Annotated in this window: 21 protein-coding genes; 16 read left to right on the top strand and 5 right to left on the bottom strand. The window is 41.8% G+C overall.

From position 1 onward, the window contains the following. Positions 1-31: 31 nt before the first annotated feature. From FHW88_RS09730 to FHW88_RS09720, 3 genes are read right to left on the bottom strand one after another with little or no spacing between them, the layout of a single operon-like run. Positions 32-529 carry a UpxY family transcription antiterminator gene (locus FHW88_RS09730; RefSeq protein ID WP_090529947.1) on the bottom strand — a complete coding sequence of 166 codons (498 nt, stop codon included), beginning with the start codon at positions 527-529 and terminating at the stop codon, positions 32-34. A gap of 36 nt (positions 530-565) precedes the next feature. Beyond that, positions 566-2,986, bottom strand: coding sequence for a GumC family protein (locus tag FHW88_RS09725; protein ID WP_090529945.1), 2,421 nt, complete (start codon positions 2,984-2,986; stop codon positions 566-568). Further along, positions 2,987-3,769: a polysaccharide biosynthesis/export family protein gene (locus FHW88_RS09720; RefSeq protein WP_176625109.1), complete on the bottom strand. Its 783-nt coding sequence runs from the start codon at positions 3,767-3,769 to the stop codon at positions 2,987-2,989. Positions 3,770-3,875: 106 nt separating this feature from the next. On the opposite strand from FHW88_RS09720, the gene FHW88_RS09715 reads away from it, so the two are divergent. The 7 genes from FHW88_RS09715 (at position 3,876) to FHW88_RS09685 (ending at position 11,147) form a co-directional block, all read left to right on the top strand. Next, the gene (locus FHW88_RS09715; RefSeq protein ID WP_176625106.1) at positions 3,876-4,613 is read left to right on the top strand and encodes a glycosyltransferase family 2 protein; all 738 of its coding nucleotides are present in this window, start codon (positions 3,876-3,878) and stop codon (positions 4,611-4,613) included. Between the two features lie 79 nt (positions 4,614-4,692). Continuing rightward, entirely contained in the window at positions 4,693-5,796 is a 1,104-nt protein-coding gene (locus FHW88_RS09710) for an MraY family glycosyltransferase (protein ID WP_090529935.1), read from the top strand. A 92-nt stretch (positions 5,797-5,888) separates the two neighbouring features. Continuing rightward, the gene (gap, locus tag FHW88_RS09705; RefSeq protein ID WP_176625104.1) at positions 5,889-6,902 is read left to right on the top strand and encodes a type I glyceraldehyde-3-phosphate dehydrogenase; all 1,014 of its coding nucleotides are present in this window, start codon (positions 5,889-5,891) and stop codon (positions 6,900-6,902) included. Between the two features lie 117 nt (positions 6,903-7,019). Continuing rightward, the gene (locus tag FHW88_RS09700; protein ID WP_176625102.1) at positions 7,020-7,454 is read left to right on the top strand and encodes a GNAT family N-acetyltransferase; all 435 of its coding nucleotides are present in this window, start codon (positions 7,020-7,022) and stop codon (positions 7,452-7,454) included. A 101-nt stretch (positions 7,455-7,555) separates the two neighbouring features. Further along, on the top strand, positions 7,556-8,746 hold the full coding sequence (locus FHW88_RS09695; protein WP_090531276.1) for a phosphoglycerate kinase: 1,191 nt from the start codon (positions 7,556-7,558) through the stop codon (positions 8,744-8,746). A 137-nt stretch (positions 8,747-8,883) separates the two neighbouring features. Beyond that, positions 8,884-10,599 carry a GMC oxidoreductase gene (locus FHW88_RS09690; RefSeq protein ID WP_176625100.1) on the top strand — a complete coding sequence of 572 codons (1,716 nt, stop codon included), beginning with the start codon at positions 8,884-8,886 and terminating at the stop codon, positions 10,597-10,599. 59 nt (positions 10,600-10,658) lie between these two features. Next, entirely contained in the window at positions 10,659-11,147 is a 489-nt protein-coding gene (locus FHW88_RS09685; RefSeq protein ID WP_255485284.1) for a GNAT family N-acetyltransferase, read from the top strand. 285 nt (positions 11,148-11,432) lie between these two features. On the opposite strand, the gene FHW88_RS09680 is transcribed toward FHW88_RS09685, so the two are convergent. Beyond that, positions 11,433-12,662 (bottom strand): endo-beta-N-acetylglucosaminidase H, encoded by a 1,230-nt coding sequence (locus FHW88_RS09680; protein ID WP_176625096.1) that lies wholly within the window; start codon positions 12,660-12,662, stop codon positions 11,433-11,435. Positions 12,663-13,054: 392 nt separating this feature from the next. Between FHW88_RS09680 and FHW88_RS09675 the strand changes: the two genes are divergently transcribed. From FHW88_RS09675 to FHW88_RS09660, 4 genes are all read left to right on the top strand, one after another. Continuing rightward, positions 13,055-14,926 (top strand): CocE/NonD family hydrolase, encoded by a 1,872-nt coding sequence (locus FHW88_RS09675; protein ID WP_176625094.1) that lies wholly within the window; start codon positions 13,055-13,057, stop codon positions 14,924-14,926. A gap of 98 nt (positions 14,927-15,024) precedes the next feature. Then, a complete protein-coding gene (locus FHW88_RS09670) occupies positions 15,025-15,450 on the top strand; it encodes a hypothetical protein (protein ID WP_090529918.1) in 426 nt (141 codons plus the stop codon). A gap of 142 nt (positions 15,451-15,592) precedes the next feature. Beyond that, positions 15,593-18,049 (top strand): TonB-dependent receptor, encoded by a 2,457-nt coding sequence (locus FHW88_RS09665; RefSeq protein WP_176625092.1) that lies wholly within the window; start codon positions 15,593-15,595, stop codon positions 18,047-18,049. Positions 18,050-18,104: 55 nt separating this feature from the next. Then, complete coding sequence (locus tag FHW88_RS09660) at positions 18,105-19,334, top strand: PepSY-associated TM helix domain-containing protein (protein WP_176625090.1); 1,230 nt, start codon at positions 18,105-18,107, stop codon at positions 19,332-19,334. A 240-nt stretch (positions 19,335-19,574) separates the two neighbouring features. On the opposite strand, the gene FHW88_RS30165 is transcribed toward FHW88_RS09660, so the two are convergent. Next, positions 19,575-19,697, bottom strand: a complete 123-nt coding sequence (locus tag FHW88_RS30165; protein ID WP_255485283.1) for a hypothetical protein — start codon at positions 19,695-19,697, stop codon at positions 19,575-19,577. A gap of 315 nt (positions 19,698-20,012) precedes the next feature. Here FHW88_RS30165 and FHW88_RS09655 point away from each other — a divergent pair, with 315 nt between their 5' ends. Genes FHW88_RS09655 through FHW88_RS09635 form a run of 5 tightly spaced genes read left to right on the top strand, consistent with a single transcriptional unit; the run spans position 20,013 to position 25,323 of the window. Further along, positions 20,013-20,474 carry a division/cell wall cluster transcriptional repressor MraZ gene (locus FHW88_RS09655; protein ID WP_176625088.1) on the top strand — a complete coding sequence of 154 codons (462 nt, stop codon included), beginning with the start codon at positions 20,013-20,015 and terminating at the stop codon, positions 20,472-20,474. After that, a complete protein-coding gene (gene rsmH / locus FHW88_RS09650; RefSeq protein WP_176625086.1) occupies positions 20,471-21,373 on the top strand; it encodes a 16S rRNA (cytosine(1402)-N(4))-methyltransferase RsmH in 903 nt (300 codons plus the stop codon). Before FHW88_RS09655 ends, rsmH begins: the two co-directional genes overlap by 4 nt. Further along, on the top strand, positions 21,370-21,777 hold the full coding sequence (locus tag FHW88_RS09645) for an FtsL-like putative cell division protein (RefSeq protein WP_090529904.1): 408 nt from the start codon (positions 21,370-21,372) through the stop codon (positions 21,775-21,777). Before rsmH ends, FHW88_RS09645 begins: the two co-directional genes overlap by 4 nt. Further along, a complete protein-coding gene (locus FHW88_RS09640) occupies positions 21,767-23,866 on the top strand; it encodes a penicillin-binding protein (protein ID WP_176625084.1) in 2,100 nt (699 codons plus the stop codon). The genes FHW88_RS09645 and FHW88_RS09640 overlap by 11 nt, the downstream gene beginning before the upstream one ends. Then, positions 23,863-25,323, top strand: a complete 1,461-nt coding sequence (locus FHW88_RS09635) for a UDP-N-acetylmuramoyl-L-alanyl-D-glutamate--2,6-diaminopimelate ligase (protein WP_176625082.1) — start codon at positions 23,863-23,865, stop codon at positions 25,321-25,323. The genes FHW88_RS09640 and FHW88_RS09635 overlap by 4 nt, the downstream gene beginning before the upstream one ends. Positions 25,324-25,327: the final 4 nt, after the last annotated feature.

Genomic DNA, 25,327 nt, shown 5'->3' with positions numbered 1-25,327 from the left:
TTATCTGTTGTCCAAAACAATTCCTTTTATTTTAAAACCGCTCAATGAGCGATGCAGCAACATTAACGATAATGGAGTAACCAATACTTTCCAGTCGTAATATCAGTTGTTTTTGCGATCTGCGTGATACAACTTCGCCTGTCATGCCCTTTAGTGCACCTGCTCTGATGATAATCTTCTCGCCCGGCTGCAGGTCTTCCTCTGTTACCTCCAGTTCATATGGACTTGCCATGAGTAATTTAAGTTCATGGATCTGCTTATCAGGCATAACTGCAGGCTTGCCCGAAAAATAAAGGAACCGCGCAATACCTTTGGTCATTAACACTTCGGCCTGCTCTTGTTCGGCAATATTTACAAACAGGTATGATTTTAACAATGGTTCCTCAACCCATTTTCTGCGGTCGCTCCATTGTTTAAGCTGACGGTGCAGTGGCAGGTAAACATTAATGCCTTTGCTCACTAATGCATCATATGCCTTTTTTTCGGCTCGTGGGTTGGTGTAAACCGGATACCATTTGTTTACTGCCATATTGATTTTAGTAACAATCTTTTTAAATAAACAAGCTTATTTAAACCATCGTTTTAAATTCCACCATTTTTTCTTTTCATCATCAAGATAATAGCCCGAACCTTCGTAGCCGCTGTAATCTGAATAATAGTAATATCGTGTGCCTGTATTTTCGCCGGTAAATTTGGTAGTGTAATATCTTGAATGCAGCAAATCTTCTTCGAATGCATTTAAAATTATCACGGTATTATCGAGGTGATATTCCTGCGCTATGCGCTGTGGCACAGTTGCGGCATAATATTTTGATTTGCCCGACCGGATCACAAAAACATTGATGTCACTTATCCTGATAAGCGGTATAGCATCTGATACCAGTCCGATCGGAGCGGTATCAATCATCACTATATCATACATCGTTTTAAGTGTTTCAATTAAAGCGTTCATCCTTTTGCTGTGTAGTAGCTCTGATGGGTTAGGCGGTACGGGCCCCGACACTATAAAATCAAGGTTTTCCTGTTCAGAGTGATGAATGATATCATCAATTTCAGTTTGGTGTGCAAGGTAATTGGTCAAGCCAATATCATTGGCCACATGAAAAGTTTTATGCAGCCTTGAACGACGTAAATCGGCTCCTATTAATATTACTTTTTTATCAATAAGTGAAAGTGTGCTTGACAAATTTACGGCAACAAATGATTTGCCTTCGCCGGCTACTTCCGAGGTTATACAAATAACTTTGCTTGCTTTTTCTGACGAAAGGAAGCTAAGATTAGTACGTACAGAACGGACCGATTCGGCAAAAATTGATTTGGGTTTGCTGATAGCAAGGATTTGTTCGCTGCTTTCGTCAAGGGCATACGGAAATTTTCGGATAACGCCCAGGATAGGTATGCTGGTTAGACTTTCAATGGTTTCCTTATCATAAATATAGGGGTTTAATATCCTGATGAGAATGATAAGCCCCAGGCCTATAGCCAGACCTAATATAGTAGCAGTACGGTGGATATTATGTTCATTGGGCGAAACTGGATTAAAGTTTGGCTGAGCCAGCTCAATAATAGTTGCACCAGGCAAAATCCCGGCACGGCTGATCTGCGCTTCCAGTTTTTTTTCGGACAGAAAAGAGTATACCTTATCATTAATATCAAAATCACGCTGCAGGCTCACCATATCACGCTGGGCGGCAGGCAATGCCGCTATAGTTGAGTTAACCTGGCCAAGTTGATTATCAAGATATTGAATGTTTTTTTCAATGCCAGCCCGGATCTGTTTTATATTGTTTAAAGCGGTGTTTTTAATTTGGATAATGCTTTGGTTAATGTTTTGAATAGGCTGCGAATCGGCATTATAGGTAGTTAATAAACTTGCCCGTTCCGTAATCAGGTTGTCCAGGCGGCTTACCATAACTTCTAACGATGGTAGATTAGCGCTGCCTACATTAAAGTTTAAAGTTACATTGTTTTTTTCCTTGGCTATTTCGCTGCTAAGCTGGTCGAGTGCTATTAATTGTATTTTTAGTAACGATTTGTTTGATTCAAGCTCGGTTGCCTTGGTTACAGAAGTAGTTGATGCGGATGTAACGTCAAGGATCTTGGATTTTTTCCTGTATTTTTCTATCGAGTTTTCAGAGCCTTTTACTTCAGTCGACAGATAATCCAGCTGACTGTCAATAAAATCGATCATTTGTGAAGCTGACTGCGCCTTTTGGTTCCGGTCAAAAATCACATAATTGTTCATGATCGCATTAAGTACATCCGCTGCAAACTGCGGATTGGAATCTGTTTGCTGAATGGCAATTATATTTGAGTTTTTTGCTGTTTCGCCAGCATATAAATTACCCTGTACCCGGCCGATAAAATCTTCGGGGATATTGAACTTAAATAAATAAATTGTTTTGGATGGAATTAACCCCGGGTATTTAATTCTGAAACTGGTATTGCCAATGGTTACAATATCGCCGTATTTGTAGTTGTTTTGAATCTCCTTACCGTTTATGCTATAGGTAAGATTGAAGTTTTGAGCACTGATCGGCTTAAAAGTTATCAGGCTATGGAAAAAATTAAGGCTATCAAACTTTACCAGAGTAATACCGAGAGGCTTTTGCGGATAGGTTTCGGAGGTACGTACCCTGCCCGAGATATAAAAGCTGATACGATAGTCGAGGTCTTTTATTGCTGTTAGGATGAGGGTACGGCTGGTTAATACTGAAGTTATACTCTGAATTTTTGACGGGCCGCGTTCGGGCGTGGTCATTACACTGATAATGTCAGAAATCTCTGATTTTTTTTCTTCTACCTTAAGCGTCCCCCCGGTAGCATATGTTTTAGGTGTATACCATAAATAAGTGTACGAGATGGCTGATGTAATAACAACGGATGCCAATATCCAGTACCAGCGGCTGAGTAGTATTTTGCCGATCTTAAAATAGTCAATTTCCTGGTTGGGCAGCTTTCTTTGTACTTTTTCTAACTCTTCCATTTACCGATGAGAAAGCGTAAAAATAATTAAGGCAGTATTAAGCAACAGTAAAACCGGCTGCGTTATTACCGAAACGTTTTGCAATTTATCATTGCGTATGGTGCGCTTGTTTTGTGCTATATAAATAACATCTCCACTTTGAAGTATAGCACGGGGATCATTTATTGATTGGATATCCCGCAGGTTAATTTCAGTAACCTGGGGATTTTTTTGATCGCCTCTTATTATTTTTACATTTGCTTCATTAGCCTTATCTGTCAGGCCTCCTGCTTCTCCAATCATTTCAACTAAAGTGGTCCTGTCTTTTGTTAACGTATAATTTCCCTGCCCTTTTATTTCGCCAAGCATGGTAACCTTTAGGTTAATTATCTTTAGTTCAATGATGGGGTCTTTCAACAGGTTTGTACGGTAAAGCCCCTCAATTTGTTTTGCTGCTTCTGGCCTGGTAAGGCCTGCAACTTTTACATGGCCGATAACAGGCAGCGCAACAGTGCCGTCGTCTTCAACCTGGAACGTTTGTCCGGCAGTGCCTCCTCCTCCCCCTCCTCCCGCATTAGTGGAAGGCGCTTCATCTACTATATATTTTATGCTTTGCAGGTTCCTGATCTGTAATATATCCTGTGCTTTAATGCGGTACGGGCTTATTGCGACATCGCTTGCTTTTGATATGGTATCAGTAACATTATTCTTTTGTTCAAAAAGATATTGATATTGTTTGCTTGAGCAGGAGGTTAACAAAAAAAGTATCCCAGTAATTAAGCAGATAAATGTATAGTTGCGCATGTTCAGCTATAAAGTTCCAAGTTATATTTAATATAATTAGGCTTCAAAGTCAAAATTACATAATTTCGAGGTATTAATACGTTGTATTTTTCCCAAAGTTGCAAGGTTGAAGATCTCGGTTATCACTGTTGTTTACAATGCCCAGGATACTATTAAAAGATGTATCGAATCTGTTATCGGCCAGAATTACAACAACATTGAGTATATTATAATTGATGGCGGCTCAACAGATAATTCCCTGCAAATAATTAAGCAATATAAATCGCACATCAAGGTTTTGATATCTGAGCCTGACCAGGGCATTTATGATGCAATTAATAAGGGGATCCGTTTAGCAACAGGCGAAATAATAGGTATACTTAACGCCGATGATTTTTTTGCAGACCTGGAAGTTTTATCAGCAGTGGCACAGGCTTTTTCAAACAGTGATACAGAAATCATTTACGGAAACCTTGATTATATAAATTCTGCAGGTAAAATCACCCGTAAATGGAAAAGTCACAAATGTGGAAAAAATTCCTTTAACCGTGGTTTTATGCCCCCACACCCTACCTTTTACTGTAGACGCTATTTGTTTGAAAAACACGGCTTTTACAGTCTTGAATACGGTTCTGCAGGCGATTATGAATTAATGGCGAGGTTTCTGCATAAATGGCAGGTAAGGAGCTTTTATCTTAACAAAGTTATGGTTAAAATGCAGGTAGGGGGTATAAGCAACAGCAATTTAATGAACAGGTTTAAGGCGTGGTCATTTGATTTGAAAGCGATGCGTAAAAATAATGTGTTTTTACCCGTTTTGGCAATTGTGCTGAAGCCCCTTAGGAAAATTTCACAATTTCTTTAATCTTTAGTTAACCTTTTGTGTTTCCTGTCGTATAAGTATTTATAAATGAATAAGCCGGTCACTAACACATTTATAGCATATGCTTGAATTTCTACGCTCTTATCATTTTGTTTATAATGTGCTAATAGTTGTATTTTCAACACTTATTACATTATTATGTATCCCTTCAATATTACATGTTGCCCGTGCCCGCCATTTATATGATGATGTTGGCCATTTCAGGAAACAACATGATCATGGTATTCCCCGCTTAGGAGGTGTTGCTATTTTTGTAAGCTTTACTATTACAGTTTTGTTATTCAGTATTATCGACAAATCGTTGCCGATTAGTTACCTGCTTACCGCATGTATTATTTTGTTTGCAATGGGGCTGAAGGATGATCTTTCGGGGGTTAATTCAAGTACCAAATTCATGATCCAGTTTGTGGTTGCCGCCATACTTGTTATCCCCGGAGATATCCGGATCAGCAGCATGTATGGGGTGTTTGATATTGCATCGCTGCCATATATCCCCAGTGTAATATTGTCAATACTTGTTATTATGCTTATCATCAATTCTTTTAACCTTATTGACGGTATTGATGGGTTGGCTGCAACTACAGGGATTATTGCCAACAGCGCTTTTGCGGCGCTTTTTATTTATATGAACCAGTACGAGCTTGCAGCAATTTCACTTGCCATGGTTGGGGCGGTGGTTGGTTTTTTGCGTTTTAACGTAACTCCTGCTAAAATATTTATGGGCGATACCGGCGCCCTACTCATTGGCCTGGTATCGGCAGTAATGGCTATTAAATTTATTGAGTTAAGTAAAGTTTCGACGGTCAAACTGCCTTTCATATATACAGCACCGGCATTAATCGTAGCGATACTTATAGGTCCTGTTTTTGACACGCTAAGGGTTTTTACTATCCGGATCTTAAACAAAAAATCCCCTTTTGATGCAGACCGCAACCATATCCACCACCGTATGTTAAAAATGGGTTTAACGCATCTGCAAACTACTTTTGTTTTAGGATGCCTGAACCTTGTTTCGATAGTAATGGTGCTGGTATTTAATAATTTAAATAACTCCTGGCTTATTGTTCTTATATTTTTATTGTCGATATCCTTTAACGGGATGATCACTTATTTTATCCGTTCAAAAAAAGGCGAAGCCCTGGTAGTCCGGAATTTTAGCGACTAATAACCAATTGTAACCTGCAAGTAGTAATACCGTAAATAAGCAAATTAACCATCCATCTTCATTAACTTTGATGCTTTATTTATCAGCATACCATGAAGATAGCTATAAACGGGTTTGGTCGCATTGGCCGCATATTTTTAAGGAATATTTTATTACATCCCGAAATACGGGTGGTAGCTATAAATGATCTTACCGATACGCAAACCCTCGCGCATTTATTTAAGTATGACTCTGTTCATCGAGGGTTTAAGGGTACGGTGAGTTTTGATGATAACAATCTTGTTATTAACGGTAACTGTATACGGGTATTTGCCGAGCGCGACCCTTTTAACCTGCCTTGGAAGGCTCTGGATATTGATGTCGTAATAGAATCAACCGGTAAATTTACTTCCAAACAGGGTGCTGAGGCTCATTTAACCGCCGGGGCACGGCAGGTTATCATATCTGCACCATCAACCGATAAAAATGTACCAACTGTAGTGCTTGGCGTAAACGACCAGGAGGTTGACCTACAATCTCCTGTGCTGTCAAACGCATCATGTACAACTAATAATGTTGCCGCAATGGTAAAAATATTAGATGAAAACTGGGGCATCATTGATGGTTACATTACCACCGTGCACTCCATGACCGGCGATCAAAGCCTGCATGACGCACCTCATAAAGATCTAAGGCGGGCAAGGGCCGCATCAGCTTCTATTATACCCACCACTACGGGTGCTGCTAAAGCAATAACAGCTATATTCCCTCATTTGGACGGCCGTTTGGGCGGAGCAGGGATTCGTGTACCGGTACTTAACGGTTCATTAACTGATTTTACCTGCAGCCTCAAAAAGCAGCCAACCATAACTCAAATTAATGAAGCATTTAAACAAGCTGCAAACGGGCCAATGAGAATTGTATTGGAATATACGGAAGATCCTATCGTATCAACTGACATATTGGATAATCCCCACAGCTGTATCTTTGATGCCCAACTAACGTCAATAGTGGGCGGCCTTGTGAAAGTTGTTGGCTGGTATGATAATGAAATGGGCTACAGCAGCCGGCTGGCCGATTTGGTGATACGAATAGCCGAACTAAAAAACAGGCTGCCTAAACAGTAGCATAAGTTATTTTCTGTATAATTTTGAGTAGCGCCCGGTATACGCGAAATAAGCGTTGCTGCTTTAATTTAATGGAATTAAAATTTCCTGTTCCATGAATTTTTTCAATTTTGCTGCATGATCAGGTTTATAAAAGTTGATGAACTGCTACATGTGCGTAATGAGGTACTGCGCGAAGGCAAGCTCACTCTTGACGAATGCCGTTTCCCGTCAGATGATAATGAAGGCAATTTTCACCTTGGCTATTTTGTTAATGATGAACTGGCTTGTATTGCTTCGTTTCACCCGCAAAGTTATGGCGAATTTAACGGTACAGGATACCAGCTCAGGGGTATGGCCACTATCGAAAAATATAGAGGGCAGGGCTTCGGCAATCAGTTGGTTAACTTTGCTTTGGTATACCTGAGAGGGCAAAAGGCCGATTATCTGTGGTGCAATGCCCGTAAAAAAGCAGTGCACTTTTATAACAACCTTGGTTTTGAGGTCGTTTTGCCCGAATTTGAGGTGCCGGGCATTGGTCCTCATTATGTAATGTATGTTAAAATAAGATGAAATTTTGGCCGATTAAAACAGCTTTTTTCGTTTTTCGTTCAGTATTTTGAATTAAAATGCCCAATTTGCGCCCGTTCATAACAAATGACCCTTTAATAGATATGAAAACAGTAGATCAAATTAGTTTTGCAGGTAAAAAAGCCCTCATCAGGGTTGATTTTAACGTGCCTCTTGACGAGAATTACAATATTACCGACGATAACCGTATGACGGCAGCTTTGCCAACCATAAAAAAAATATTGAAAGATGGTGGCAAAGTTATCCTGATGTCGCACCTTGGCAGGCCGAAAGATGGTCCTACAGAAAAATATTCATTAAAACATATCGTATCTCATTTGTCTGATCTGCTTGGTCAGCAGGTTCAGTTTGCTGATGATTGCATTGGTGAGCAAGCTGTTGAAAAAGCAAAAGCGCTTGGTAACGGCGAGGTTTTATTATTAGAGAACCTGCGTTTTTATAAAGAAGAAGAAAAAGGTGATGTTGCCTTTGCAGAAAAGCTTTCGAAATTAGGTGATGTATACGTGAACGATGCTTTTGGTACCGCTCACCGCGCGCACGCTTCAACTGCTATCATCGCTCAGTTTTTTCCTGATGCCAAATATTTTGGTTACCTGATGGCAGCCGAATTAAACAACGCCGAAAAGATCCTGAATAACGCACCAAAGCCTTTCACAGCTATTATGGGAGGTTCAAAAGTATCGGATAAAATTGAGCTTATCGAAAAACTGCTGGAAAAAGTAGATAACCTGATTATTGGTGGTGGTATGGCTTATACATTTGCTAAAGCTGATGGTGGTAACATTGGTACCTCACTGGTTGAGATGGACAAGCTTGATCTGGCAATCAGCCTAAGACAAAAAGCTAAAGAAAAAGGTGTAAACCTGTTATTGCCTTTAGATAACATCATTGCCGATGCATTTTCAAATGATGCTAACACTGATGTTGCCAAAACCGGTGAAATAAAAGACAACTGGATGGGCCTTGATATTGGCCCTGAAACTGTTGCTTTATTCAGCAAAGTAGTTGAAGAATCAAAAACCATTTTATGGAACGGGCCGATGGGCGTATTTGAAATGGAGAAATTTTTAGGCGGAACCAAAGCAATTGCTGAAGCTGTAGCTAAAGCGACAGAAAACGGAGCTTTCTCGCTGATTGGTGGTGGCGACTCTGCTGCGGCTGTAGCTAAATTTGGCATGACCGATGAGGTAAGCTACGTATCAACCGGTGGTGGTGCTTTGCTTGAATATATGGAAGGTAAAGAATTGCCAGGTGTAAAAGCAATCAACGACTAATAAGAACTAAAACAAACAAAAAAAGCTCCGGTGATGGAGCTTTTTTTGTTTAAAACCGTTGCCGGTCAATTTATTCCCTGATAATTATCTTAACTTCAAATTGAGTTTTGCATTGTTGTTTAAGCCAATTATGAAATATGATCAACATTAATTCGGGAGGAGAGGCTCAACACACGTTTGACGCCATTGTGATTGGATCGGGTATCAGCGGCGGATGGGCTGCCAAAGAGATGTGCGAAAAAGGGCTGAAAACATTGGTACTGGAACGTGGCCGGAATGTTACACATTTGAGGGACTATCCAACAGCTACTAAAAATCCCTGGGATTTCCCTCATCGCGGGCATTTACCTGAAGCTATAAAAAATGAAAATCCGATAGCTGAAAAGTGTTACGCATTTAGCGAGGCTACAACTCATTTTTTTGTTAAAGATAAAGAACACCCGTATGTTCAGGAAAAGCCGTTCGACTGGATTCGCGGGTACCAGGTGGGAGGGAAATCATTGCTGTGGGCCAGGCAAACCCAGCGCTGGAGCAAGTTTGATTTTGAGGGCCCGGCAAGAGATGGCTTTGCTACAGCATGGCCTATAAGTTACAACGATATTGCACCATGGTATAGTCATGTAGAGTTATTTGCCGGCATTGCCGGTAACAAGGATGGATTGGAAACGCTGCCGGATGGCGAGTTTTTACCGCCATGGGAAATGAATGTGGTTGAAAAGCAGATTCAAAAAAGAATAATGGATGCATACCATGACAGGCATGTTGTTATTGGCAGGTGCGCGCATTTAACCAAACCGCAACCAGTTCATTTACAACAGGGCCGGGGGCAATGCCAGGCCAGGAGTTTATGTGAGCGCGGTTGTCCGTTTGGGGGTTACTTTAGCTCTAATTCATCAACCTTGCCGTGGGCGGCCAAAACGGGTAATCTTACCCTCCGGCCCGATGCCGTAGTACATTCAATTATTTACGACGAACAAAAAGGAAAGGCGACAGGCGTTAGGGTAATAGATGCACACACTAAATCGGTTACCGAATATTATGCCCGTATTATTTTTGTAAACGCAGCTACGTTAAACTCTAACCTTATTTTACTCAATTCAAAATCAGGCAGGTTTCCAAACGGTTTAGGAAACGATAATGATTTGCTTGGCAGGTATATTGCTTTTCATAATTATCGCGGATCGTTAACGGCAACCATTGATGGTTACCTGGATACCTATTACTATGGCCGGAGGCCGGCTGCGGTGATGATGCCAAATTTTAGAAACGTTTATAAACAGGAAACCGACTTTTTAAGAGGGTATATGACGTTTTATAGTGCTACAAGGAGCAGTTGGGGGCATGCTGTTGATGGCGATCAGATTGGGGCTAACTATAAGGAAAATATCTCTGAACCAGGCAACTGGAATGTATATATGATGATGCAGGGCGAAACCATCCCCAAGGCCGAAAACAAGGTGAGCCTGAGTAAAGACCGAACAGATGAATGGGGAATACCATTATTATCCGTTTCTGTAGATTATGATGATAACGATGTAAAATCCCTGAACGATTTTTTGCAGCAGGGTGCCGAGATGCTTAATAAGGCGGGATGTAAAAACATCGTCCCTAACGATAGTAGGCAAGCGCCTGGTTTAGATATCCATGAAGTAGGGGGGATAAGGATGGGAACTGACCCTAAAAACTCATTGCTAAATAAATGGAACCAGCTGCATACATGCCCCAATGTATTTGTGACCGATGGGGCTTGTATGACATCTACCGGTACTCAAAATCCTTCACTAACTTTTATGGCCCTAACGGCGAGGGCCGCAAATTACGCGGCAGATGAATTGAGAAAAAACAATATATGATTTTGTCTTTCATTGGATTCAAAAATGATTTAAAGCGCTAAGCTTATAAGAAGATTAAGATGTTCGGCCTTCAAAAGGTTAGACGATTAATAAATAATATTTTGCAGGTATTGAAATCAGTTAATCTACATATCCGAAGTTTCCAAGGGGGAGACCGCGAAAAGCTCCGGGAGCTTTATTTGCTTTGCCGGATACAAACTTTTTACTGGATAGACAGTTCCTCGTTTACATTGAATGATTTTGACGCTCACACGCTTGACGAAGATGTATGGGTAGCCGAATATGATGATCAGATAGCGGGATTTATGGCTGTTTGGCGTCCCGACGCTTTTATTCATCATTTATATATTGATACGAGATATAGAGGAAAGGGTATTGGTAAAGCGCTGCTTGCTTTGGCATTTCAAACGTATCCAACTCCACTTAGTTTAAAATGTCTTGTTAAAAATGTGGCAGCGGTTCAATTTTACCGCGCTTTAAATTGGGAAGTGAGAGATAGTGGTACTGATAGCCTTGGGGATTATTTTTTAATGCTGCGAAACATATAAATAAAGAGGCTGTACGTGATACAACCTCTTTTTTGATTTATTCGGATACTTAAGCAATATATATAGTTTTGGGTTGAACCTAATGACAAAAAGGGGGTTGACAGGGTTAACACAATTTGGGGTTAATATTTACTTAACTACCTTATAATAAGATAGTTAAGTGTTTATTATGCGAAAAATATGTCAACCCCCTTTTTGTATAAATATTATCAGCTAAATTTCAATTCACAGGTATACGACATCAGAGTGATCAATTTGATTTATGATACAGCCTCTTTTGTTTTATTATTGAATTTTAACCGAAGTCACCACATCATTTGCATTTGGAAATAGGGTGGTAAAATTAGCTGTGTTTGATGTTCGTGTCCAGGATGTACCGGTAGAGTTATCGTTTGCATACATCGTCACTGTCCAACCGGTTGGGATCTTTACCGACGAAGCCCAGTTATCTACAAAGCCATAAGCCTGCAATTGTGCCAGGGTATAAGTGCCCTTAGGTATGGCACTCGTTACTGTACCGCCGTAATTGATGTCCTGGTAAAAAGTTACCCCCGTACTACTGGTTCCCGTATATACTGTAGATTTGCCGTATAACGCGTTTGATACACTCGAAAGGTAAGTATGAACGTCGCTATTAGGCAAATTGTAATACAGATAAATACCGTAATTGTTGTTTACTGTTTGAGTAGCCAGCGACGCCGCGGTTGATGAACTGGTGCTTTGAATATCAATAGCGGCTGGGCCAAGGTTGGCGGCGGTGAGTCCCGGAACGTTTGGAACAGAATAAGTGCCATAAATAGCGTTCCAGCTATAGTTAACTTTTGAGCCTACCGTTACACCATTGTAGCTCAGCCGCGACGCAGCCGGGCCATAAAAGTAAAACGAAATTATTTTGGTAGGCATCAGGTTACGTAAGGCAGTAACAAGGTAAACAAATGAGCTGTCGTTTGGCTGACCGGTACCATTGGTGCCATAGTCGGCATATTCATCGTCAAAGTCAATACCGTCCAGGCCGTAAGTGGTAACGGCGTTGCTTAATTGCTGAGCAAAATCATTTGCGGCAGCCTGAGATGGAAAATTAGAGATCCCCGCGCCCTGGTGATTGCCCAAAATAGATAACAATACCTTAATACCTTTAGCCTGCAGGCTTTGAATATAAGTGGCTTTATTGTTGAGTACGTTGGTTACTTGCGGGTTAAAATACAGCACTGCTTTTTGCGTGCCGGTGTCATAGTTGATGTTGGCCGCAAATATAATAGCAATATCAAAAAGCTGCTCCCCGGTTGAAAGGGTATAATTACCCACATTACGGATATCATTATTATTTACCTCCACATAGCAAACACCCTTAGGACCGGCCACGCCTATGGCATTGGTGCTTAACTTTGACAGAGTGTTGCCGGCATCAGTAGGCAGTGCCGCTTTTTCTTTTTTACAGGCGGATGTGAGGAGTATAACTGCGCCGAATAAGGCGGTTAGTGTTTTTGTAAGGGGTAGATTAAAGTTTGTTCTCATAATTGGTGTGTTTGTTAAATTGTTTATAAAAAGATAAATTGTTTTAGCATAATTGGTTTGCATAAAGCCGGCCCATGGCATAGCCAGGGGATAGTCACTATCTTTTAAAAAAAACTGTTTAAATATTTTTAGGCTACCGGGCGTTTAGGTCCTCGCTCCGGTATTATTTGGTTCAAAGTAATAGACCATTAAACGTGTATAATTGCCTACAGGTTTTAATTATTATTTTATAAAAATATTATTATGGTTAATAAAGGTGCTTATTACACTTAATTTTAACTATAGCAAAAACCTTTGTTCTGTAACAAAAAAGAGGCTTTTTGTAAATTGCCGTATGGTTAGTTGTCCTTTTTATTTTATTCGGCTACATTTGATTGACTGACAAAAATTTTATGAAGAAAAATTTACTTTTCATTTTCTGCCTTTTGCTTTCGGCATCAGGCCTGTATGCGCAGCCCAAAGCGCCCGATGCTGATTACATTAAAGCCAATTACCAGAAATATGAATACCAGATCCCAATGAGGGATGGTAAAAAGCTGTTTACCTCGGTATATGTACCTAAGGACCAGTCAAAAAAATATCCTTTCATGATGGACAGAACCCCATATAGCGTAGCGCCCTATGGTACGGAACTGTATAAAGGCAGCCTTGGGGCATCATCATTATTCGCTCACGACGGGTACATCTTTGTTTACCAGGATGTACGTGGCCGTTGGATGAGTGAAGGTATTTACGAAGAAATGACCCCCGAAAAGGAAGATCATAAAACCAATAAAGATGTTGATGAAGGCACGGATACTTACGATACTATCGACTGGTTACTGAAAAACATCCCCAATAACAATGGCAAGGTAGGAGTGTGGGGTATTTCGTATCCCGGCTTTTACACTACCACTGCTTTGTTAAGCCGCCATCCGGCCCTGGTAGCTGCATCGCCGCAGGCGCCAATTGCCGACTTGTACCGCGATGATGCTTTTCATAATGGCGCGTTCATGCTGGTTGCCAACTTTGGTTTTTACCCAGGCTTTACTAACAGGCAGGATGATAAACCAACCCAGCGCCGCGGTGGAAGGTTTGATGCCGGCACAGAGGATGGGTATAATTTTTTCCTGAAGATGGGTTCGGTAAAAAATTCAAACACTAAATATTATAAGGATACTATCCGTTTATGGAACGAAATGCTTGATCACCCTAACTATGATCAGCATTGGAAAGACCGTAATGTGCTTTATCATTTGCATGATATAAAAACAGCGGTACTGGTAACTGGCGGCTGGTACGATGCCGAAGATTTATACGGAGCTATCAATACCTATAAAACGCTGGTTAAAGAAAATCCTAAAACCCCGGTTTACTTTACCATGGGCCCTTGGGTGCACGGGGGCTGGGCACGAGGTGACGGGGATCACCTGGGCGATGTGGGGTTCGGCAGCCCTACCGGCCCTTTCTACCGTGAAAAAATTGAGTTCGCCTTTTTTAGCCACTATTTAAAAGGTACTGCTGACTTTGACCTGAAGCCGGTATCAACGTTTGAAACCGGTGTTAATCAGTGGAAAACCTATAATACCTGGCCTCCAAAAGAAGCTACAGAAAAAAATCTATACCTGCTTCCCGGTGGCAAGTTGTCTTTCGCAGCCCCTGTAGCAGTTGCAAATACTTTTGATGAGTTTATATCCGACCCTAACAAACCGGTGCCTTTCATCAATAGTATTGATATGGATATGAAGCGCGAATACATGACCGCCGATCAGCGTTTTGCATCGCAACGTCCGGATGTGCTTACTTACGAAACTGATATTTTAGATAAGGATGTAACCATCGCAGGTAATATCTGGGCCAATCTTAAAGTATCAACTACAGGCACAGATGCTGATTGGGTGGTTAAAGTGATTGATGTTTATCCCGACTCTACCAAAAATACCAAATGGGCCGGCAAGGAGGTGTACCTGAGTGGCTACCAGCAAATGGTACGCAGCGAGGCCATGCGCGGCAAGTTCCGCAACGGTTTTGATAAGCCCGAACCTTTTGTGCCTGGAAAAGTAACGCCGGTAAATTTTGAATTACAGGATGTGCTGCACACCTTCAAAAAAGGGCACCGCATGATGGTTCAGGTACAAAGTACCTGGTTCCCGCTTATCGACAGGAATACACAGCAGTTTCAGGATATCATGAAAGCTAAGGATACCGATTTTAAAAAAGCTACGCATAAGGTTTACACCTCCAAAACAAACCCGAGTTACTTAAAGGTTAGGGTTATGGAATAAAATACTTGCAATGCAAGCACGACAGCCTCATGTATTTACATGGGGCTGTCGCATTTTATACCATAATGTCGTAAAGGTTATTAATTAAACCTATAGCCATGTATAAATATATCATCCTTTTTATGATAGCTTCAGTCTTATTGGGCTGTAAAAAACATAATCAGCAAACCGGCTGTCCAAGCCAGGCCTGCACGCTGAACTTCGCATCGCTATATGTAAATTTTGTTGATAAGGATGGTCAAATGGCATTTGGAAAAGATGTAAAGGTTGTAAATCTACGTACCAAACAAACCGTAATAGCTAAAGGAAACCCGGGGCCTCCTTCAACAACTGTAGGCCCGCATTTGTATACCATCGCTACAGATAATAATAAAAATGAGTTCTCGACCGAAGGCGATGACGTGGAGCTTACTGTAACCAATATCCAAACAGGTGCCACCCAAACCGCGCTGTTTAAAATTTCGGGTGGATGTAATTGCCATATAGCTAAAGTATCCGGTCCGGCTACTATAGTGCTTAATTAATACATTTTTTTCCTACGATAAAAGGCTGCAAGTGAAAATTGCGGCCTTTATGCTTGCGCTTATTTAAACTAATTATAAATAAAACTTGCAGATAAAAAGTCTTTTTATACTTTTGCGCTTAATTAGACTTAATCTAAATAGAATGGCAAGCAACTTTTACTCTTCTCTGCGTATACTCACTCTTTTAATTTTATTCTTGTTTTCAAATACCCTAATTCTGAAAGCTGATGACGAAGGCAATAACGGCAAAATTACCGGTGTTGTTAAAACCAGCGATGATAAGCCGGCTTCATTTGTAAATGTTGCCATTAAAGGATTAAATAAAAGTACCACCACAACCGATAACGGATCATTTGCTTTCCATAACGTAAAACCGGGTACATATACCCTGGTTACTTCATATGTTGGTACAAAAACTGAAGAGCAAACCGTGACAGTTTTCGCAAATAAAACAACCGAAGTATCCTTTAAACTTAATGAAAGCTCGGCCCAGTTAGATGAGGTAGTAGTTTCTTCAACAAAAACCATCAACCGTAAAAAGTTAACCATCGGCAAAATGAACGTATCGCCAATGGACTTGCCGCAAAGCGTTACTGTAATAGGCCGCGATGTGCTTGATCAGCAACAGTCAATACGCTTAAGCGATGTTATCAAAAATGTGAATGGTGTATATTTATACAGCAGCCGCGGCAATACCCAGGAAACATTTGGCGCCCGCGGTTATAACTTCGGAAGCAATAACATGTTTAAAAATGGTTTCAGGGTAAACTCGGGCGTTGTGCCGGAGATTAGTTCACTGGAACGTGTTGAAATATTGAAAGGCAGTGCTGCGTTATTATACGGAAACGTTGCACCCGGCGGCATCCTGAATATGGTAACCAAAAAACCTTTATTTACGCAGGGCGGCCAGGTGTCAATGACCTACGGCAGCTACGATCTTTACCGACCGTCGTTTGACGTTTACGGCCCTATATCTTCCAAATTGGCATATCGCGTAAATGGTACCTATGAAAATGCCAAAAGCTTCCGCGACAATGTAAAATCAGAAAAAGAATACATCAATCCTTCATTCCTGTACAAAATAAGTGATAAAACAACTTTAATTGTTGAAGGTGATTATCTTAACTACGATTTTACCCCCGATTTCGGAACCGGACAAATCAATAATGTTATTGCCAACGTTCCTCGTAACCGGTATTTGGGTGCATCATGGTCAACCGGTAATACCAAACAAACTACCGCAACGGCAACCATTAACCATCAGCTTAATAGCCTTTGGCAGTTAAGCGGCGGTTTTTCATACCAGCACTTTAACCGCCAATACCAAACCACCGAACGTGTATTGCCTAACCCCAATGGTGACTGGGGCCGCACGCTGAACCGGGCTAAAACGCTTGAAGATTATTACACCGGCCAGTTCAATATTACCGGACAATTTAACACAGGTGCTATAAAACACAATATTTTGGCCGGCGTTGATGCTGATTGGTACCGTAATACAGCGTATACCTATGTTGCTAATGTAAAAGGGGTTTCAAGTTATCTTGATCAAAACAATACTTTTCAATCAGTAGTATATGACAAGATCAATATTTTTGATTTAAATAAATATACCCTACGTACAGATAAGCCTACAATGAATGCGCTTTACAGTATTTTAACACCAACCAACCGCTTCGGAACTTATTTTAACGATTTAATCAGCGTATCTGAAAAAGTGAAAGTATTAGCCGGTGTACGCTGGTCATACCAGTACGCGTCGCCGACATCAGTTACAAACTATGGTTCATCTGCCGATAAGGCAAAAGGTAAAGAGGACAAAGCATTTTCGCCAAGGGTGGGTATCGTTTATAAACCAATAACTAATACCGCCCTGTTTGCAAGTTACTCCAACTCTTTTGTAACTAATACCGGTACTGATATAAATAACAACCCGCTTGATCCCTCGCTGATTGACCAGTATGAAGTTGGCGTTAAAAACGATTTCCTGAACGGTAATTTGTCGGTAAACATTACGGCCTACCGCATTAAAAATAATAACCTGGCTCAAACTGCGCCATTTCAGGCTGATGGGGTTACACCTAATATCAACACCAATATCAAAGTGCTAAGCGGTGAAACAAGAAGCGATGGTGTCGAGCTTGATATCGCGGGTCACCCGGTAAAAGGTTTGGATGTATTGGCGGGCTATAGCTATACCAACGCCAAATACACCAAAACAGGTACTGCAGTTGGAAGCAACATTGCAGGGCAGCCGCTATTAAATACACCAAAGCATACCGTTAACACCAGTGTATTTTACACTTTTTATACCGGCGATTTAAAAGGGTTTAAGGTAGGTGCATCGGTTTATTACCTGGGCAACCGTACCGCGGGTAATGCCAATACAGTTGGCCAAACCCAAACTATATCAAGATTGGTTAATGTACCGGGCTTTACCACGGTTGATGCTTCGGTAGGTTATACTTATAAAAAGATCTCTATCATTGGTAAGATCTCTAATATTGGCAACGTGCTTAATTACAATGTGCACGAAAACTATAGCATTAACCCTATACCGCCAAGGCAGTTCCTGACCACATTGAGTTATAAATTTTAATTGATTAAACTAACCGGGTATGTTTCATACCCGGTTTTTATGCTTATAACAACCGATGAAAGCATTTTTCCGCACCATACACCTTTATTTAAGCCTGGCAGCCGGGGTGATTATTTTCTGTTCGTGTTTAACAGGTACAATGCTGGTTTTTGAAAAGGAAATTCAGCAGGCGCTTCATCCTCAGCGCTACTTCGTAAAGCCGCAGGAAAAGAGGTTGCCGCTGGCTGATTTAACAGCAGGGGTATTAAAACAGATCCCTAAATCAAAGCTGACAACGGTTATAGTTTATGATGATCCTGCGCGTGCGGTAGAAGTGGGACTTATCGTGCCCGAAAAGGGAAAGAAACCCGCGGATGCGCCTAAAACAGAAAAGCACGCCGGAGCGCATGCAAAAAAGGATGCTAAACCGAAAGATGTCGAGCGTTCAAACCTTACTGCTTTTGTAAACCCATATACCGGGCAAATAATTGACCAGTTTAACCGCAGGCAGGCGTTCCTGTACTCGGTAGAAATGTTTCACCGTTTTTTGTTAGGCGGGAAGAATAGTATAGGCGACTGGGCGATCAGTATTTCAACCCTGTTTTTCCTGATAATACTGATTACAGGTGTGGTACTCTGGTGGCCTAAAACCAAAGCCATTATGAAGCAACGGCTTAAAATAAAATGGGATGGAAGCAGCAAGCGCCTTACACACGACCTGCATATTGTTACAGGTTTTTATACCTCAATATTTTTGATCATCATTTCTGCCTCGGGTTTGGTAATGACCTTTAAATGGGCAAACAACACTTTGTTTTTCCTTACAGGTTCAAAGGTTGTCGCCAAAGAAGATCTCAAAGCCCCGCTTTCGGTTTATCAGCCGGGCATTACCGCCATCTCGCCGGATGCTGCTGTTAGCGCATTAGGCAACAAAATAACAGATGTCGAAAATTACACTATCCGTTATCCGCGCGATACAGCAGCAGTTTACACTTTTAACGTGTTAAAAAAGGGTTCTGTTGAACTGGCTACCGATACTTATTATATAGATCAGTATAGCGGTAAGATTACCGGAGTTGTTTTATATGCTGATAAAAGTCTTGGTCAGCGCATCAGAGGGGTTATCAAGCCAATTCATACAGGCTCCATTTATGGTTGGCCTACCCAGGTTTTAGCTTTTTTGATCACGCTGGTTTCGCTTATTTTTCCGGTAACGGGCGTTATGATGTGGCTTAACCGTACCCGGAAGAAGGAAAAACCGGTTCGCGGCAGAATGAGAGTGGTACCTGCTGAGGCAACGGTATAATACAATGTCATAAGGGATTTATCATTCGGCCTTATAAAGGGATTCTCTTCTTTACGACGTCATTATAAGTAGAAAGCGCTGACGTGGTGGTGAGGGCGCTACAAGTTCGTAATGTAAGTCGATGAATTTTTCGCACCTTGCAATCATGGATGAGGTATCAATACTTACTATTCATCTTACCGCTCACCCCCAAATCTTGCTCCAAGGCCGGTAAAGGCTCCCATACTTTAATATATCCCATCAATATCCCTGCTTTTCCCGCTTACTGCCCGGGATGTTCTGTAACAATTCTACATAAAAAGGGCCGGGAATAAGGGCTTCATATAACGCTAAAGCCAGGTCTTTATATTTATAGGTGTACATGAAGTTTATGGAGTTCAACAGCTTAATATACAAAATATTAGTACCTGCGACTGGTGGAATAATTGTGGTTTATCAAAGCCAATGCCCTGCAATAAAAGGTTTTTCCTCTGGCTTTTAGTATTTTAAAATTTATAGTTGAAATGAGTTGTAACTACTTGTTTGTTAGAGGTTTTTGGTAGGGCTGCGATTCTGAAAAATCTTCAAAAAATATAAAACAGACCCACCTAAAAATTGTTGAAAACTTTTAGTGGGGGAAAGTGGTAAGAAGTGGTAAAAGTATTTACTTTTACGTTACAAAATTGCCCAAGTCATACAATGTCGTTTTTAACCGGTGAATTTGAGTGTAAGCTTGATCCTAAATTTAGGATGATGATACCGGCTGGCCTTAAAAAAAAGCTTCCTGAACTGGAAGCTGAAGGCCTGGTGATCAATCGCGGGTTCGAAAAGTACCTTGTCATATACACTAAAAAGGAATGGGATAAACGGCTTGAAGAACTGAGCAAACTTAATGAATATGAAGAGGATAATATAGCCTTTATACGATATTTTACCCGTGGCGCCACTGAGCTTATGCCTGATGCCGCCGGGCGGGTATTATTGCCGAAATTCCTGTTGGAATATGCGGGTATAAAAGGTGATGTAGTGCTGGCTTGCCAATTGAATAAAATAGAGGTTTGGGATGCCGAAGCTCACCGTAAACTGATGGATGATGAGCCAAAAAGTTTTGGTGCATTGGCAAAAAAGGTGATGGGTAATAAAAGTAAGGAGCAGGAATGAGTGAGTACCATGTACCGGTAATGCTGAAGGAGTGTATTGATGGGTTGAATATTGATCCGGACGGTATTTATGTGGATGTGACTTTTGGAGGTGGCGGGCATTCGCGCGAGATTTTGAAGCATTTGGGCCCTAAAGGAAGGCTAATTGCTTTTGATCAGGATGCTGATGCGCAAAGGAATATAATTGATGATGAGCGTTTTGTTTTTGTAGATCAAAATTTCAGGTATCTCAAAAACTTTTGCCGTTTACACGGGGCTATTCCGGTAAGCGGGATCCTGGCCGATTTGGGTGTGTCATCGCACCAGTTTGATGAGGCCGACCGCGGGTTTTCCATCCGGTTTGATGCCGAGTTGGATATGCGTATGAACCAGTTGGGCGAGCTGACTGCGAAGGATGTGATAAATAATTATTCGGTTGCCGATCTGCACCGGATTTTTGGCATTTACGGAGAAATCCAGAATGCAAAATCATTGGCAGAAACCATTGCTACTGCAAGGTTGAATATGCCGATAGTTACTATTGCTGATCTGAAAAATGTGATCAGTAACCGCATTCCGAAAGGAAAGGAAAATAAATACCTGGCACAAGTGTTCCAGGCGTTAAGGATAGAGGTTAACCAGGAGTTAGAGGCGTTAAAAGATTTTTTAATGCAGTCGGCTGAGGTTTTGGGCGTTGGGGGCAGACTGGTAGTCATGTCATACCACTCGCTTGAAGATAGGCTGGTAAAAAACTTCATTGCCAAAGGTAAATTCAGCGGCGAGGTGGAGAAGGACCTTTATGGAAATGATAATAAACCGCTTGATGCTGTAAGCCGCGGGGCTATAACGGCATCGGCAGATGAGATAACCAATAATAACAGGGCACGGAGCGCTAAATTAAGGATAGCTGTAAAAAAATGACCAATCGTTTACGTACAGAAATTCAGGAGGAGGAAGAAGTTGAAGAGGTAATTGAGGAAAGGCCTGCGAGGGAGCTACCTGATAACTTTTTTACGCAACTTTTTACCAAAGGCTTTCTTACAACCGAGAAGGCCACCAATGCTTTGCCCTTTATTTTGTTTTTAGCCTTTTTGGGGATGGTGTATATAGGAAATATGCATTATGCCGAAAAATCGGTGCGTGAAATTGATGCGCTTACCAAAGAGGTTAAGGAACTTGGCTGGGATTATAAATCGACAAAGGCCGATATGGCTTTTAAAAGTACGCTTACCGAAGTGGCCAAGCGGGCAGATACATTAGGCTTAAGTCAATCAGTTGATCCACCGGGAAAAATAACAGTGAAGGAGGTTTCAGATGGGAATTAGGACTAACATACTGGCCAGGGTTTATTTAGCTTTTGGTCTTGTTTTGCTTTTGGCGATTGCCGTTGTGGTTCAGCTTTGCCGCCTGCAATATGTGCAGGGTGATAAGTGGAGGGCTATGGCTGCTGATCTTTCTGCTCAATATCAAACTGTTGAAGCGGCAAGGGGTAATATTTTTTCTGTGGATGGAAGTTTGCTGGCTACTTCGGTGCCGGAGTATGAGCTGCATATGGACATGCTGGCCAGTGGTATTGCATCGGATACGGCGTTTAACAACAATATCGACCTGCTGGCTGCAAAGCTATCGGGTATGTTTGGTGACAGATCGGCAAGGGAATATTCGCGTATATTGCGCGAGGCCCGCCGGGATAGTTCACGCTATGTGCTGATCAGGCGTAAGGTATCTTACCAGGATTTGAAAAAGATCCGGCAGTTCCCTGTGTTTAACATGGGTAAATACAAGGGAGGGTTAATTGTTATTCAAAAAAACAGGAGGATCCTGCCGTTCCAGTCGCTGGCTGCCCGTACTATCGGTTATAAAAATGAGAACGTAAAGAACCCGGTTGGGCTGGAAGGTGCTTATTCGTCGTACATTAATGGCGAAAGCGGCAGGCGTTTAATGCAGCGGATCCCGGGCGGTATCTGGATGCCGGTTGACGATGATGATGAGATAGCGCCTAAAGATGGCGCTGATATTATTTCAACCATCAACGTAAACTTTCAGGATGTGGCTCAGGATGCATTAAAAAAACAACTGGTAAAAAGCGCGGCCGATCATGGCTGCGTTGTGCTTATGGAGGTATCTACCGGCGAGATCAGGGCGATTGCTAATTACACCCGTACTAAGGACGGTGATTATAAAGAGCAAATGAATTATGCTATCAGTAACGCTATCGATCCGGGGTCGACCTTTAAACTGGCATCGTACATGACCATGCTCGATCAGCATAAGATTGACACCAGCACCATAGTTAATGCTGAGGGTGGTAAATATAAATTCCCGAAAGGGCCGACAATTACCGATACCGAGCATGATAACTATGAAATGTCGGTAAAACGTGCTTTTGAGGAGTCATCAAACGTGGCGGCTGCAAAATTGGTTGATCGGTTTTACCACAATAACCCGTGGGAGTATATCAATAAATTGTACAGCTATCATTTGAATGAAAAGCTTCAGTTACAAATTCCCGGCGAAGGCAGGCCGGTGATCAAAAATCCGTCAAACCGCAGCTGGAACAAAAATTACAGTTTGCCTGAGATGGCTTATGGTTATGAAATGAATATTACGCCGCTGCAAATGCTGGCTTATTACAATTCAGTGGCCAATAATGGTAAAATGATAGCCCCGCTGTTGGTTCGTGAGATCAGAAGATTGGGTAACCCTATTGAGCAATTCCAGGCCCGGGTGATCAATGAGCAGGTATGTTCGGAAGCTACGCTGGGTAAGGTACGTGGTATGCTTGAAGGTGTAGTACTTAATGGTACCGGCAAAAATGTTATTAAAAATAAGCTTTACAGTGTGGCGGGTAAAACCGGTACAGCACAGGTGGCTAACGGAACAAAAGGTTATAAGGATAAAAAATACCAGGCCTCTTTTTGCGGTTATTTTCCGGCCGATCATCCTAAATATTCGATGATTGTGGTGATCAATAATCCAACCCAGGGCGACTACCTGGCTGCAAAGGTCGCCGGCCCGGTATTTAGGGAAGTGGCCGACAGGGTTTATGCCAACGATCTGGACATTAACCAAACCCCGCAGGCCCATTATGTAGGCAATACGGTAATGCCGCAGGTAAAACAGGGCAATATGAAGGCCCTGAAAAAGGTTTATTCAAAATTGGGTGTTAAACCGTTGTATGCTTCGGCTAACAGCACTGTTGATACAAGCAATGGTATCCCGTTTGAAGAGGTAAATTATAAAAATGGTACCGTGCCTTCGGTAACAGGCATGGGGCTTAGCGATGCGTTATATGTAATGGGTAATGCCGGCTATAAGGTTACTGTACGCGGTAGCGGTATAGTAACCAATCAATCGGTTACCGGAGGAAGTGCAATACCAAAAGGATCACGAATTTTAATAGAACTGCAATGAGGTATTTAAGCGATGTAATTGATGGACTGGCCTTCACTGAGTTGCAGGGAAGTGCTGATGTGGAGATCACGGCGATAGCTTTTGATTCGAGGGCAGTGATCCCCGGGGCCATGTTTGTTGCCGTAAAAGGCACCGTTGTTGACGGACACGACTATATTGACCAGGCCATAAAAAAAGGTGCTGTAGCAGTGGTTTGCGAAGACCTGCCTGCCCATACTACCGGCGAGGTTGACTTTTTGATGGTGGCCGATTCGGCTGTGGCGCTTGGCATTGTAGCTGCTAATTTTTATGATAATCCATCAGCCAAACTGAAACTGGTTGGGGTAACTGGTACTAATGGCAAAACAACTATCGCAACGTTGTTATATCAGCTGTTCCGCGATCTGGGGTATAAATGTGGCTTGCTTTCAACTGTCGAAAATCAGATCAATGGTAAAGTAATCCCATCAACCCATACCACGCCTGATCCGGTTGAGCTAAACAGTTTGCTTGCCGAAATGGTAGACAGCGGTTGTGACTATTGCTTTATGGAAGTAAGCTCACATGCCATTTCGCAAAAACGTATCGAGAGTTTGGTTTTTGCGGGTGGTGTGTTTACCAACTTAACGCACGATCATTTGGATTATCACAAAACCTTCCTGAGGTATTTGAATGCCAAAAAGGAATTTTTTGATGGTTTACCTAAAGATGCTTTTGCGCTTACCAACAGCGATGATAAAAATGGTAATGTAATGCTGCAAAATACAGCAGCACATAAAAAAAGCTATGGCCTTAAAACCATGGCCGATTATAAAGCCCGAATCCTCGAAAATCAGTTCAGCGGCTTATTACTGCAAATTGACGGCGAGGAGGTATGGTTTAAAATGGTGGGCACATTCAATGCTTACAACCTGTTAGGTGTTTACTCTACCGCGATGCTGCTTGAGCAGGATAAAGCGAAAGTGCTTACGAGCCTGAGCAAACTTCCAGGTGCCGAAGGCCGCTTTGAATATATCACAGCACCGAACAAAGTTGTAGGTATAGTTGACTATGCCCATACGCCGGATGCTGTGCAGAATGTGTTGAGCACTATACATGATATCCGCAAGGGAAATGAAAAGGTGATTACGGTAATTGGCTGCGGCGGCGACAGGGATAAAACCAAGCGCCCCATCATGGCCAAAACCGCATGTGAGTGGAGTGATAAAGTGATCCTGACATCCGATAATCCGCGTACCGAAGATCCGGCGCAGATCATCAAGGAAATGGAAGAAGGTGTCGACCCGGCATTTAAGCGTCATACAGTAAGCATCATCGACAGGCATGAGGCGATTAAAACAGCCTGTATGCTGGCAAATCCGGGTGATATTATCCTGGTAGCGGGCAAAGGGCACGAAAAATATCAGGAAATAAACGGGGTGAAAAACCACTTCGATGATATGGAAGAACTGGAAAGGCAATTCCAGGATTTGGTATAACCAT

Origin of the sequence: Mucilaginibacter sp. SG538B, assembly GCF_013376065.1 — a bacterium.
GTDB lineage: Bacteria > Bacteroidota > Bacteroidia > Sphingobacteriales > Sphingobacteriaceae > Mucilaginibacter > Mucilaginibacter rubeus.
The sequence above is the reverse complement of the archived record's forward strand: the minus strand, read 5'-3'. Positions and strand labels throughout refer to the sequence as shown.

Excerpts from the sequence above, each read along its gene's own strand:
- FHW88_RS09730 (WP_090529947.1), bottom strand. The coding sequence starts at position 529 with ATGGCAGTAAACAAATGGTATCCGGTTTACACCAACCCACGAGCCGAA.
- FHW88_RS09725 (WP_090529945.1), bottom strand. The coding sequence starts at position 2,986 with ATGGAAGAGTTAGAAAAAGTACAAAGAAAGCTGCCCAACCAGGAAATT.
- FHW88_RS09720 (WP_176625109.1), bottom strand. The coding sequence starts at position 3,769 with ATGCGCAACTATACATTTATCTGCTTAATTACTGGGATACTTTTTTTG.
- FHW88_RS09710 (WP_090529935.1), top strand. The coding sequence starts at position 4,693 with ATGCTTGAATTTCTACGCTCTTATCATTTTGTTTATAATGTGCTAATA.
- gap (WP_176625104.1), top strand. The coding sequence starts at position 5,889 with ATGAAGATAGCTATAAACGGGTTTGGTCGCATTGGCCGCATATTTTTA.
- FHW88_RS09700 (WP_176625102.1), top strand. The coding sequence starts at position 7,020 with ATGATCAGGTTTATAAAAGTTGATGAACTGCTACATGTGCGTAATGAG.
- FHW88_RS09695 (WP_090531276.1), top strand. The coding sequence starts at position 7,556 with ATGAAAACAGTAGATCAAATTAGTTTTGCAGGTAAAAAAGCCCTCATC.
- FHW88_RS09690 (WP_176625100.1), top strand. The coding sequence starts at position 8,884 with ATGATCAACATTAATTCGGGAGGAGAGGCTCAACACACGTTTGACGCC.
- FHW88_RS09685 (WP_255485284.1), top strand. The coding sequence starts at position 10,659 with ATGTTCGGCCTTCAAAAGGTTAGACGATTAATAAATAATATTTTGCAG.
- FHW88_RS09680 (WP_176625096.1), bottom strand. The coding sequence starts at position 12,662 with ATGAGAACAAACTTTAATCTACCCCTTACAAAAACACTAACCGCCTTA.
- FHW88_RS09675 (WP_176625094.1), top strand. The coding sequence starts at position 13,055 with ATGAAGAAAAATTTACTTTTCATTTTCTGCCTTTTGCTTTCGGCATCA.
- FHW88_RS09670 (WP_090529918.1), top strand. The coding sequence starts at position 15,025 with ATGTATAAATATATCATCCTTTTTATGATAGCTTCAGTCTTATTGGGC.
- FHW88_RS09665 (WP_176625092.1), top strand. The coding sequence starts at position 15,593 with ATGGCAAGCAACTTTTACTCTTCTCTGCGTATACTCACTCTTTTAATT.
- FHW88_RS09660 (WP_176625090.1), top strand. The coding sequence starts at position 18,105 with ATGAAAGCATTTTTCCGCACCATACACCTTTATTTAAGCCTGGCAGCC.
- FHW88_RS30165 (WP_255485283.1), bottom strand. The coding sequence starts at position 19,697 with ATGTACACCTATAAATATAAAGACCTGGCTTTAGCGTTATATGAAGCC.
- FHW88_RS09655 (WP_176625088.1), top strand. The coding sequence starts at position 20,013 with ATGTCGTTTTTAACCGGTGAATTTGAGTGTAAGCTTGATCCTAAATTT.
- rsmH (WP_176625086.1), top strand. The coding sequence starts at position 20,471 with ATGAGTGAGTACCATGTACCGGTAATGCTGAAGGAGTGTATTGATGGG.
- FHW88_RS09645 (WP_090529904.1), top strand. The coding sequence starts at position 21,370 with ATGACCAATCGTTTACGTACAGAAATTCAGGAGGAGGAAGAAGTTGAA.
- FHW88_RS09640 (WP_176625084.1), top strand. The coding sequence starts at position 21,767 with ATGGGAATTAGGACTAACATACTGGCCAGGGTTTATTTAGCTTTTGGT.
- FHW88_RS09635 (WP_176625082.1), top strand. The coding sequence starts at position 23,863 with ATGAGGTATTTAAGCGATGTAATTGATGGACTGGCCTTCACTGAGTTG.